Raw genomic sequence first — 9590 nt, 5'->3', positions numbered from 1 at the left:
GGGCGCCCCGCTTCACCCCTCTCTCGACTTCATGCGCGAGCACTCCACGCAATGCCGAGTGCTGACCCATGCAGCCAAGGAATCAACCATGCACGCAACCATCAACTGCGGCGGATGGATCGGCCGCCAGGGCCTCGGCCTGGCTCCCCGCGAACTCGAAGCTACCGCCTGGAGCGCCAGCGAACTGACCGCAAAGGAAGTCGCGCGGCGCATGGGTATCTCCCCAGGGACTGTCGAGAAACGTCTCGACGACGCGAAATTCAAGATGGGCGTGCGCAGCGTGCGCGGACTGGTGCTTGAGGCGTTCCGTCGCGGAATCATCTCGCCGGCCGTCTTCGTGCTCGCATTCCTCGTCGCCGGCCACCCGCTGATCGATGACGACCACATGAACCGGAACCGCAGGCCGAGCAACGAGCGACGACTCACCGAAGCCCGCACCATTCGCCGGATCGAAGAAATCACCATCAACGCGTAGGAGAACCATCATGCTGAAGCATCAGGAACAAACCGAAGTTCTCGCCGGCCTGCTCTCCCAGACCGCCCTCGCCCGCATGGCGTTCGCTCAGCGGATCATGGCTACTGCGGCAGCGGAACCCTACCAGGTCGTGCCTCAGGGGCGCGGTTTCTTCCACATCGTCGAAACTGCCACCGGCAAGGTGCGCGGGTTCCGCCGGAACCACAACGAAGCATGCGCCTATGCAGAGCAATTGAAGCGCCAGCAGGCCGCCAAGTGACCAAACGTCGAGCAATTCGAACCGGCGGCATCGGTGCAGCCCTGGGCTTCATCGTGCTTGTGTTCGTGCTCCCCGCGGCTGTTCGGCAACAGCCACCCAGGACGCCGCCGTCCGCCGCCGCGCCAGCAGTTCAAGAGGCGAAGCCTCGAACGGTCTCCTACCGCTCAAGCGCCAGCCGCCAACACTCCTACATCTTCTGACCGGAGATACCCCATGGAACTACTCGCCAGGGCAAAGGCCCACTACCTCGCCGCCGTGTCGCTGTTCATGGCGCATAACGATGTCCGCTACTACCTCAACGGTATCAGCATCGAGCCGGCGTCTCAGGGAGGCGTTCTACTGATCGCAACGAACGGCCACCACATCGGAGTCATGCACGACCCTGACGGTTGGGCTAGCAATAAGATCATCATCAGCCCGAGCAAGGCGCTGGTCGCTGGCCTGAAGAAACGCAACGCCGGCACGGCGTTCATCTACGAACGCGCAGGGGTGATCTCCGATTCCGACTGGCCCGCTCCCGATGACGTGAAACAGTTCGCGCCGTTCGATCCTGGCACTCTGATCAGCGCGCAGCTCGAACTTGTCGACGGAAAGTACCCGGACTGGCGCCGACCGATTCCGGCTCAGGGGATGGGGTCGCCGATCACCGCGGTAGATCCTGCGTACCTGGGAACGTTCGAGAAGGTCGTGAGGATATTCAACCGGGGCAGCGCACCGAACCTCGTACTGCGACAGGCAGATCCGAACTCTCTGATCCGCTGCACATTCCCTGACCATGAGCACCTGAAGAACTTCTTCGCCGGGGTGATGCCGCGCCGCGCTGATCACGAAGAACGATACGACGGCCTGCCCGACTTCCTGGGGCTCAAGGCGAAGAAGGTGGCCTGATGGCCAAGACCAACGCCCAGCGCCAGCGGGAGAAGCGCCAGCGGCAGCGCGAGGCCGGCATCCCCGAGCGCAAGCTGCCCTCCCCGCCGGCGATCGACGCCGCGTTCGAGCGCCTGCAGGCGGTCGGCGATTTCGAGGACTGGCGAGAAGCGTTCTCGACGCTGCTACTCAACGCCTCAGCCCTGCCCGATGCCGACCTCCTGCCTCTCCTCGTTGTGTCGCGACACGAATACACGCCAAGCGAAAACGTGTCGCGACAACTACTCGCCGCCGGTCTCTCCGTAGCCGACGACGAACAGTAACCCACCACCAGATCACCGACGCTAGCCACAGGCCGGCGCGGCTCTACTCGTCCAGAGATCAAGATGAACCATCACCAGGAACTCGACTTCTGCACCATGTGCAGCGGCATCGAGGCGCCCAGCGTTGCCCTGGAGCCAATCGGGTTCCGAGCACGCTGGTTCGCCGAGATCGAACCATTCCCATCTGCCGTGCTGGCTCACCACTACCCCAGCGTTCCAAACCATGGGGACATGACAAAGCTCATCCGACGCATCCTCACAGGGGCGATCGAGGCTCCCCCCCTGGCTATTGCCGGGACTCCATGCCAAGCCTTCAGCGTCGCAGGTTGGCGCGAAGGCCTGACCGACCCGCGCGGCGCCCTGACCATCAAGTTCGTGGAGACCATCGATGCAATTGACCTTGTTAGAACCCACCGCAGTGAGCCCGAGTGCATCGCCTGGTGGGAGAACGTTCCAGGCGTCCTCTCGGACAAGGAAAACGCCTTCGGCTGCTTCCTCGCAGCCCTGGTGGGCGAATCCGAAGAACTCCAGCCGCCAGGGGGCAAATGGAAGGACGCTGGTTGTGTGTATGGACCCAAGCGAACAGCCGCGTGGAGGATTCTGGATGCCCAATATTTCGGCCTGGCCCAACGACGCCGACGTGTGTTCGTTATCGCAAGTGCTCGAGCAGGATTCGATCCATGCGAAGTACTTTTTGAGCGCGAAGGCATGCGCAGGGATCATCCGCCGCGCCGAGGCCAGGGGACGAACGTTGCCGGAACTCTTACAAGCAGCCTTGGAAAGAACAGTGGAATCCCTGCCGGAAACGACTGCAACCCCGTAAACCTGATTGCGGGAACGCTCCAGGCGGGCGGCAAAGCAGCCGGTTCCGCAACCCTGCAGGATGCTGAGTCAGGGCTTCTAGTTGCCTTCGGTGGTAGCGCGAACTGCAAGCAGACCGATGTCAGCACCGCACTGAGCGCACACCCTGGCGGCACCCGCATGGACGCGGAGACGGAGACCTTCGTGGTGCATGGTACGCAGGATCCAGATGTCGCGCTGGGGATTGCCCACACGCTGGGCAGGAACCACGGCCAGGAAAATGCCGTATTCGATCCGAACCAGATCACCAGCGTGACGAATCGCAGCCAACCCACTCCCGGGCTGTGCCACACACTGCCTGCATCGAGTCAGCCACCCATTGCCTTCAGTTGCAAGGACTACGGCGCCGACGCCGGCGAGGTTGCGCCGACGCTACACGCGATGGGGCACGGCGACAGCCACGCCAACGCCGGTGGCCAGGTTGCGGTACAGAACACAACTGGAGTCCGTCGCCTCACCCCCCGGGAATGCGAGCGCCTGCAGGGATTCCCCGACGACTACACGCTGATCCCTTGGCGTGGGAAGCCCGCTACTGAATGCCCTGACGGCCCGCGATACAAGGCGATCGGAAACTCGAAGGCTGTCCCTGTCGTGCGCTGGATCGGGCGCCGCCTTAAAGCTCATCTGGAGAAACTCTCATGATGCATCGCGTCTATCTTGCGGGTCCGATGACGGGCCTTCCTGATTTCAACTACCCCGCGTTCAACGCCGAGGAGAAGCGGATCCGCGCCCTCGGCTATATCGTCGAGAACCCAGCGGTCAACATGGTCTACCGCGGATCGCCGTGGGCGGCATTCATGCGCGACGGGATCAAGCGGCTGATGGACTGCGACATCCTGGCCCTGCTTCCAGGGTGGGAGCGGTCCCGCGGCGCGAACATCGAGCGCAACCTCGCTATCACACTCGGCATGCACGTCGTCGACGCCGAGGCGCTCCCTGAGCCCGACTTCGTCTGCAAGTGCCGCGCAATCCAATTCACCTGCTGCGGCATTCCGAGCGACAACGACCCCTTCGTGTGCCGGCGCCTGGCCGGAATGCCGGCGTACCAGTCCCCCGAGGATCAACTGGCAACCGCACGGCAGGCCCTCGAGCAGATCGCAGCGCTCACCGACGTCTCTACCGGAGGCATCGGGATGGACGTGCTCAAGATCGCCAAGCAAGCCCTTTCCCAATAGCTCTATCAGCGGTCAAGGACATGCATCTGATACTGCGGCTCTTTCTTCTGTTCATTGAGCGTCCAGAGGTCGTCCCTCTCACCGGTGGACATGTGGATTCTCTTATCGCGACTACATAGGTATCGAACCCTATCCAACGTCAAGTTGGTGTGGCTTGCGATCGCTTTGGTAGACCTGTAGTCAGGCGCTCCCTCTCTAGAAGACTCCGACTTTAGCCAGGAATACACCCGTCTCCCATGCAGGAAAGCCTTAAGCCAGGCATGGAAACCTTGAACGCCGTAGAGGACCAATCCAGCTACTGCCCCACCGGCGGCCCCACCAATAGATGTCGAGATAATGTCGTCCAGCAATTTCTGATCCATGGACATGCCTCCTTAGGGCTCGATCCGATTTCACGCAGAACCTAGTCCAACTAATTCCAAATCGCCAGCAGGCGAGAGGTATTCCCTATGTCCGCAGAAAAACCGCAGGGGGCGCCATGAAGGCGCGCATCGAGAAGAAGCTGAGCAAGCGACTGGTCGAGCTTTACCCGGCGTCCTACAGCGGCGCCTGGCGCGACGAAGAACCGTCTGAACTCGCATATGAGCAAGGTACCCGAGTTCGGCATGTTCTTTCCGTCGGTGGTGGTGTCGACTATTGGGGTGAAGGGCAGGACGCCTACACCGTCTGGCAAGACTGGCTTATGAACTGGTTTTGGCACGGGCCATTCGAGACGTATCCGGAGGGTCATCCTCATGAGTATTACCCGGATACTAAAGGCTTCAAGCCAACCACTCGCAACCTACTGAAACTGGCCAGCCAGTGTCAGTTGCAGGGAGAGCTGTTGTGAACGCCCCCATTTACTGCCGCACAACTGGCCAGCGCATCGGGCAATGCAACTGCATCCGGTGCCGGCCTCCCGAGGAAACGCCATGCACACCCTCAACCTGACCGCGCTGTTCCTGGACGGCGAGGATGGCCAGCGCCTGGCCGAGGTCAACGGCCTCCCACGCCTCGGCGCCCTGCTCTCATCCGCTCAACTGCGACAGCTCGCGCGACAACTGAACGAGATCGCAAACGACGCAGACCAGGGCGCCAGCGGTGAGCACTGCTACACGGCACCACCTTACGGAGCCTGCCCGCCATGTCATTCGACGAAAACGCCGCATACCGCCGCATAAAAGCCCTCTGCTCTCCCGCGCCAGCACGCTACCTGCACATTCCCACCGGCATTCACTGGGTCGTCATCGACAGCCTGGGCAATGTCCTGCAACTCGAAAACATCGAGCGCCGGCGCCGACTGATAACCGTTTCTGACCTCGAAACCGAGGCCTGGAGAAAGCTCCCATGACCGAATCAAAGATTTGCACCTGCCCTTCCGGGGACGGGTCGCTGCGCTGGCCGTGCCCGGCACATCCTGCAGAGCAGGCAGGCGGGGATGAGCGCGCTTCGAAGCCCGGCCTGTTCTGCCGAGACTGCGGCAGCCGTCTAATGGTGCGAGGCGTTTGCAGCATCTACTGCCCGAAATGCGTCTACGAGGGACTGGACGACCGCGCGAAAAGGTCAACAAGCCCGGAAAACGTCGAGGCGGTGCTGGTTGCAGTATCCCGCGCCGCCCTGGCGCAATCCTCCCCCGTACCGGTCAGCAATATCGAATTTGCCCGCAAGCTGTTCGAAGAAATGGCGCTGATCGCTGACGATGAAAAGTGCATTCGCATGCTGGCAGGAGCACTGACGCAATCCTCCCCGACTACCGATAGCCGACCCGCTGAATGGTCCTCCTACGATCCGACATGGGTCGTAGATTTCATTCGCGACAACAGCATCTTCAACGCCGACCTGATCGAACGGATGCTGGAGTATGCGACTCGGCCAGCAGGGGATGTGCCGCAAGCCGAGCAGGCAGAGGCGGATCGGCCGGAGGTAGCAGAAGTCGCGTTCGTCCTGCGCAACATCGGCGCTATGGACGCTGAAGACATCGACGGAGACAACGTTGATCTGCGCTTCGAGGATGCCGAAGGCCGCGATACAGGGTGCGACGCTTCCATCGTCGAGTACGCCGAGAAAGCCGCTGACCTACTCGAACAACAAGACCGCATCGTCGGGGAGCTGCGGGCGGATCGCGATTCGTGGGCAGAGCAGGCAGAGCAGCGACTCGCGGACTGGGATGAAATGCGTAAAGAGCGCGACGCCGCCCTGGCCAGGGTCGAACAGCAAGAACGCACCATCGCCGGCATGAACGAGGCGCATGCGAAGTTGGCGGGTTTGTATGAAGCCGCCCAGGCTCAGCACAGCGTGCCGGAGCTACTGGAGTGGGCCGTTGACCGTTGGCACGCGGAGGTTTCGCTACGCCCGCTCATCAACGTTCACCGTCGAGCGCTTGACGATACCTGGCGCCAGGTAATTCGCCGCTTAGGCGGTGACACTGGCTTGCTGTGCGGCCCAAGTCATGACGAACTGCTCGCCGCCGCGCCCGGCAACTCGGCTCAGCACAGCGTGCCGGAGGGGTTCATCGGGCGCCTGTCTGAATTCCTCGCGCAGCGCGGCACTACTGGGAAAGCTCTGCTCCGAGAACTGCGCGCCATGCTCGCCGCCGCTCCGGCGCAAGGAGGTGAGTGATGATCCTGTACGGCGTAACTATTGATCTTCAAGTAGTCCCGGTTCGGCTAGGCAGCCAGCAGATGATGGAGTGCCGCGACGTTTTCAACAGTGAAAAGGAGGCGAAGGCGCGGGCCGAGGAACTGCGCTCTCTGTGCGCCGCCGCGCCCGGCAAGGAGGTAGGTCATGAGTAAGGTTCAGCGGTTCTGGTGCGATGAGGCGCGGAACATCCGGTGCGTCCGTGAGGATGACTTCGACGCACTCGAAGCCGAGGCCCAGGCGCTAAGGGAGGAAGTCGCAGCGCTGCGAATGGCGAGAGATGATTTCAAACTCGAACGAGACCTTGCTCGACAAAACTTCTGCGACGAGCAGGCTGCGAATTATCAGTTGCAAGCGCACTTGAAAGCCTGCCTCGGCGAACTATCGGAACTGCGCGCAAGGGTGGCTGTTGTGCCGGAGCGAAAACTCCTAAATGCCGGAGTCCCAGGGCTGAATCGTAATAGCGGCTGGAACGCCTGCCTCGACGAACTGGCGCGCCTCAACGGTATGACGGTCAGCGAGGGGCTGTTGCGGCGGATCGTAACTCCGGCACTTACCAGTTCGGATGCGCAGGACCGCATTGGCGCACTTGAAGAGTTGCGCGCCCTGCTGAGCGAGCAGGAGGGAGGGAAGCAATGAGAGAGGTAACTGAACTGGATTTTCGCCGGCCGGAGTTTCGTGACGCCAAGGTCGAAGATTACGAGTTCCGCCAGGACGGCGCGCTAGTACGAAAGGATCGGTGGGAGCGCGGGATTCGCGCGATCGTCGCTGCGCTAGGCTGGTCTCGAAGGGATTTCGAAGTGGAAGATGTTGTGTCCGAGGTTGAGCGGCATGTCGGAGGGTGGATGGATGCAGATCCTGAAGATTTTACCGATATGCTTCTACAACCCGTTGATATCAAGATGCCGTGCGGCTCTGTATTAGCTGAGTGCGATGCAATTGACGGATGCCTTGTCTGGAAATTCAGCGGGGCAACGTTCACCCAGGAAGATATAGGGCAAGCGGTTCAGAAGTGGCGACGCACGAAGCTCCATCAGGACGTTGCATAGCCACCCATCGCCAGCCACTGTACGCATATACAGCAATTCGGATAATGGGCTACCCACTACCCGGATTGAATATGCCCTACCAGCCCCCACAATTCCGCCCGCCGCGCCGGCATGAACTGGCTGGCCTGAAGTACTACCGCACCGCGTCAGCTTACAACTGGCTCGGCGTAGCGATGGCACATCCGACTCGCGCAATCCAGTTGCTGCTCGAACAGTGTGAGCCAGACGTGCTTTCGCCGATGTTCGAGATTGAGATCGACGCGATCCTGCGTCAGGCCGATGAGTACGCAAAGACCGGCCAGGTGCTCGAGCGCGAGCAACTGCGCGAAATGCTCATGCACCTGATCTCGAAGGCCGCGGGCGACTGATCCGGAACCACCATGAAGAAAGCCCTTTCCCGACTGGCGGCAGTAGCCGTCATTGGCGCCAGCCTGGTCGCGCTACACGCAGTGATCGAGCTAGCGCCAGCATTCGCAGCCCTGCAATGGGGCTGCTCGTTCTAGCTCGCCGGTAGCCGAATAGGCTGCCAGTCCCCGAAAACCATTTTCCCGACCAGCGCCAGCAGGACGGGGAGGTATTGCCAATGGAAACCGCCAAGAAGATCGAGCACCCGGTCGACCGCGTAATGGAGCCCGTCATGGCTAGCCTGATCGGCTGCTCCCCGAAGTCTCTGGAACACCAGCGCTACCAGGGCCTGATCCCGCGCTGGGTCTGGGCAAAAGAGAACGGCCGAATCTACTACTACATTTCGAGGTACAACGAATGGGCAGAAAGCCGCGCACCCTGCCGACCGGCATTGAAGTCGTCCAAGGGAAGTACGTCCGCATCCGGTTCACCTGGAACACCCGACGCTGCGAGACGCTTGCATATCCCCCGACAGCGAAAGGGATCGCCGAGGCCGATCGTCTCAGAACTCAGGTAGTCCAACTGATCAAGCTGGGGGTGATGACCGAAGAGAAGTACGCGGAGTTCTTCCCGGACTCTTCTTACGTCAAAAGTGCGTCGATTCCCACCTTCGGCGAGTACGCCCAAATCTGGCTCGACAGCAGGGAAATCGTCGAGACAACACGCAGCAACTACAAGGGCACGCTCAACCGCTACTGGATGCCACATCTCGCCGAGGCGAGGATTGATCTTGTGTCGGCCGCCGATGTTCGCCGCATTGTCGCCAATACCGAATGGAGTTCCGCTGGTGTGCGCCGTAACGCTGTCGACAAGCTTTCGAGCATCTTCAAATCGGCGCTGGCGGACGGCTTGATCAATCGCAATCCGTGCGCATCGATTGCTCGGCCGCGTCTCGCGAAAAAGCAGGTAGATCCATACGAGCGCGACGACGCCGAACGGATCATCGGGTACCTCTACGAAACCTGTCGCGGGCTGACCGAAATCTACGCTGCATGGTTCGAGTTTGCCTTCTTCACGGGGATGCGGCCGGCAGAACAGGCGGCGCTGAGATGGGCAGATATTGATATGGGCAAGCAAACTGCCCATGTGTGGCGGGGTCGGGTGAAGGGCAAGGTCTTTGAGCGCGTGAAGACCAAGGAGGAGCGGACGGTGCTGTTGAACAGCAGGGCAATGCATGCGCTCAGGGTTGCCGAGCGACTGACGAAGCTGCGTAGCGAGTATGTGTTTGCGCCAGCAGACGGAGATTCCTACATCAAGTCCGACAGCACAACGAGAGACTATCTGCTCAAGGCCCTGGTGAAGCTCAAGATCAGGCGCCGCCGGCAGTACGACACTCGGCACACCTACGCGACCATGTGCCTAATGGCGGGGATGAATCCGGCGTTCATTGCGAACCAGCTCGGTCATAGCGTACAAATGCTACTGTCCACCTATGCGAAGTGGATGAACTCTGATGCCGACAGGGCCGAACTCGACAAGCTTGATCGGCTCGCGATTGGTACAAAAGTGGTACACAAGGCATAGGCAAAACCCCGTAACCCGCGCCTTCCAAGCCCCTCC

General features: G+C 61.0%; 16 protein-coding genes. 15 read left to right on the top strand and 1 reads right to left on the bottom strand.

From position 1 onward, the window contains the following. Positions 1 to 88: 88 nt before the first annotated feature. The 6 genes from HMPREF2914_RS00255 (at position 89) to HMPREF2914_RS00230 (ending at position 3960) form a co-directional block, all read left to right on the top strand. A complete protein-coding gene (locus HMPREF2914_RS00255; RefSeq protein WP_023981191.1) occupies positions 89 to 475 on the top strand; it encodes a response regulator transcription factor in 387 nt (128 codons plus the stop codon). Between the two features lie 10 nt (positions 476 to 485). Continuing rightward, positions 486 to 734, top strand: a complete 249-nt coding sequence (locus HMPREF2914_RS00250; protein ID WP_023981192.1) for a hypothetical protein — start codon at positions 486 to 488, stop codon at positions 732 to 734. A 213-nt stretch (positions 735 to 947) separates the two neighbouring features. Continuing rightward, positions 948 to 1622, top strand: coding sequence for a beta clamp domain-containing protein (locus HMPREF2914_RS00245; RefSeq protein ID WP_023981193.1), 675 nt, complete (start codon positions 948 to 950; stop codon positions 1620 to 1622). Further along, positions 1622 to 1924, top strand: a complete 303-nt coding sequence (locus HMPREF2914_RS00240; protein WP_012613688.1) for a hypothetical protein — start codon at positions 1622 to 1624, stop codon at positions 1922 to 1924. The genes HMPREF2914_RS00245 and HMPREF2914_RS00240 overlap by 1 nt, the downstream gene beginning before the upstream one ends. Positions 1925 to 1987: 63 nt before the next feature. Further along, on the top strand, positions 1988 to 3427 hold the full coding sequence (locus HMPREF2914_RS00235; protein ID WP_023981194.1) for a DNA cytosine methyltransferase: 1440 nt from the start codon (positions 1988 to 1990) through the stop codon (positions 3425 to 3427). Beyond that, positions 3424 to 3960, top strand: a complete 537-nt coding sequence (locus tag HMPREF2914_RS00230; RefSeq protein WP_023981195.1) for a DUF4406 domain-containing protein — start codon at positions 3424 to 3426, stop codon at positions 3958 to 3960. The genes HMPREF2914_RS00235 and HMPREF2914_RS00230 overlap by 4 nt, the downstream gene beginning before the upstream one ends. 5 nt (positions 3961 to 3965) lie before the next feature. Here the strand turns inward: HMPREF2914_RS00230 and HMPREF2914_RS00225 are convergent, their stop codons facing one another. After that, positions 3966 to 4322 (bottom strand): hypothetical protein, encoded by a 357-nt coding sequence (locus tag HMPREF2914_RS00225; protein ID WP_023981196.1) that lies wholly within the window; start codon positions 4320 to 4322, stop codon positions 3966 to 3968. Positions 4323 to 4438: 116 nt separating this feature from the next. Here HMPREF2914_RS00225 and HMPREF2914_RS00220 point away from each other — a divergent pair, with 116 nt between their 5' ends. From HMPREF2914_RS00220 to HMPREF2914_RS00185, 9 genes are all read left to right on the top strand, one after another. Beyond that, positions 4439 to 4789: a hypothetical protein gene (locus HMPREF2914_RS00220; protein ID WP_023981197.1), complete on the top strand. Its 351-nt coding sequence runs from the start codon at positions 4439 to 4441 to the stop codon at positions 4787 to 4789. Between the two features lie 82 nt (positions 4790 to 4871). Beyond that, positions 4872 to 5120, top strand: coding sequence for a hypothetical protein (locus tag HMPREF2914_RS00215; protein WP_023981198.1), 249 nt, complete (start codon positions 4872 to 4874; stop codon positions 5118 to 5120). Then, the gene (locus HMPREF2914_RS30975) at positions 5084 to 5290 is read left to right on the top strand and encodes a hypothetical protein (protein ID WP_023103693.1); all 207 of its coding nucleotides are present in this window, start codon (positions 5084 to 5086) and stop codon (positions 5288 to 5290) included. Before HMPREF2914_RS00215 ends, HMPREF2914_RS30975 begins: the two co-directional genes overlap by 37 nt. Further along, entirely contained in the window at positions 5287 to 6558 is a 1272-nt protein-coding gene (locus tag HMPREF2914_RS00210; protein WP_078452301.1) for a hypothetical protein, read from the top strand. The genes HMPREF2914_RS30975 and HMPREF2914_RS00210 overlap by 4 nt, the downstream gene beginning before the upstream one ends. Next, positions 6558 to 6731 (top strand): hypothetical protein, encoded by a 174-nt coding sequence (locus tag HMPREF2914_RS32585; protein WP_023981200.1) that lies wholly within the window; start codon positions 6558 to 6560, stop codon positions 6729 to 6731. The genes HMPREF2914_RS00210 and HMPREF2914_RS32585 overlap by 1 nt, the downstream gene beginning before the upstream one ends. Further along, positions 6724 to 7215 carry a hypothetical protein gene (locus HMPREF2914_RS00205; protein ID WP_023981201.1) on the top strand — a complete coding sequence of 164 codons (492 nt, stop codon included), beginning with the start codon at positions 6724 to 6726 and terminating at the stop codon, positions 7213 to 7215. Before HMPREF2914_RS32585 ends, HMPREF2914_RS00205 begins: the two co-directional genes overlap by 8 nt. Further along, complete coding sequence (locus HMPREF2914_RS00200; RefSeq protein WP_023981202.1) at positions 7212 to 7625, top strand: hypothetical protein; 414 nt, start codon at positions 7212 to 7214, stop codon at positions 7623 to 7625. The genes HMPREF2914_RS00205 and HMPREF2914_RS00200 overlap by 4 nt, the downstream gene beginning before the upstream one ends. Before the next feature lie 44 nt (positions 7626 to 7669). After that, positions 7670 to 7993 carry a hypothetical protein gene (locus HMPREF2914_RS00195; RefSeq protein ID WP_031691834.1) on the top strand — a complete coding sequence of 108 codons (324 nt, stop codon included), beginning with the start codon at positions 7670 to 7672 and terminating at the stop codon, positions 7991 to 7993. A gap of 394 nt (positions 7994 to 8387) precedes the next feature. Continuing rightward, on the top strand, positions 8388 to 9554 hold the full coding sequence (locus HMPREF2914_RS00185; protein ID WP_023981203.1) for a site-specific integrase: 1167 nt from the start codon (positions 8388 to 8390) through the stop codon (positions 9552 to 9554). Positions 9555 to 9590 lie beyond the last annotated feature (36 nt).

This window comes from Pseudomonas sp. HMSC067G02, assembly GCF_001813485.1.
Taxonomy (GTDB): domain Bacteria; phylum Pseudomonadota; class Gammaproteobacteria; order Pseudomonadales; family Pseudomonadaceae; genus Pseudomonas; species Pseudomonas aeruginosa.
Note: the sequence above shows the minus strand (reverse complement) of the source record. Positions and strands in the feature narration are given on the sequence as shown.

What these genes read in the sequence shown, in the direction of transcription:
- HMPREF2914_RS00245 (WP_023981193.1), top strand. Translation starts at nt 948, where the DNA reads ATGGAACTACTCGCCAGGGCAAAGGCCCACTACCTCGCCGCCGTGTCG.
- HMPREF2914_RS00235 (WP_023981194.1), top strand. Translation starts at nt 1,988, where the DNA reads ATGAACCATCACCAGGAACTCGACTTCTGCACCATGTGCAGCGGCATC.
- HMPREF2914_RS00205 (WP_023981201.1), top strand. Translation starts at nt 6,724, where the DNA reads ATGAGTAAGGTTCAGCGGTTCTGGTGCGATGAGGCGCGGAACATCCGG.
- HMPREF2914_RS00230 (WP_023981195.1), top strand. Translation starts at nt 3,424, where the DNA reads ATGATGCATCGCGTCTATCTTGCGGGTCCGATGACGGGCCTTCCTGAT.
- HMPREF2914_RS00215 (WP_023981198.1), top strand. Translation starts at nt 4,872, where the DNA reads ATGCACACCCTCAACCTGACCGCGCTGTTCCTGGACGGCGAGGATGGC.
- HMPREF2914_RS30975 (WP_023103693.1), top strand. Translation starts at nt 5,084, where the DNA reads ATGTCATTCGACGAAAACGCCGCATACCGCCGCATAAAAGCCCTCTGC.
- HMPREF2914_RS00200 (WP_023981202.1), top strand. Translation starts at nt 7,212, where the DNA reads ATGAGAGAGGTAACTGAACTGGATTTTCGCCGGCCGGAGTTTCGTGAC.
- HMPREF2914_RS00195 (WP_031691834.1), top strand. Translation starts at nt 7,670, where the DNA reads ATGGGCTACCCACTACCCGGATTGAATATGCCCTACCAGCCCCCACAA.
- HMPREF2914_RS00210 (WP_078452301.1), top strand. Translation starts at nt 5,287, where the DNA reads ATGACCGAATCAAAGATTTGCACCTGCCCTTCCGGGGACGGGTCGCTG.
- HMPREF2914_RS32585 (WP_023981200.1), top strand. Translation starts at nt 6,558, where the DNA reads ATGATCCTGTACGGCGTAACTATTGATCTTCAAGTAGTCCCGGTTCGG.
- HMPREF2914_RS00240 (WP_012613688.1), top strand. Translation starts at nt 1,622, where the DNA reads ATGGCCAAGACCAACGCCCAGCGCCAGCGGGAGAAGCGCCAGCGGCAG.
- HMPREF2914_RS00250 (WP_023981192.1), top strand. Translation starts at nt 486, where the DNA reads ATGCTGAAGCATCAGGAACAAACCGAAGTTCTCGCCGGCCTGCTCTCC.
- HMPREF2914_RS00255 (WP_023981191.1), top strand. Translation starts at nt 89, where the DNA reads ATGCACGCAACCATCAACTGCGGCGGATGGATCGGCCGCCAGGGCCTC.
- HMPREF2914_RS00185 (WP_023981203.1), top strand. Translation starts at nt 8,388, where the DNA reads ATGGGCAGAAAGCCGCGCACCCTGCCGACCGGCATTGAAGTCGTCCAA.
- HMPREF2914_RS00225 (WP_023981196.1), bottom strand. Translation starts at nt 4,322, where the DNA reads ATGGATCAGAAATTGCTGGACGACATTATCTCGACATCTATTGGTGGG.
- HMPREF2914_RS00220 (WP_023981197.1), top strand. Translation starts at nt 4,439, where the DNA reads ATGAAGGCGCGCATCGAGAAGAAGCTGAGCAAGCGACTGGTCGAGCTT.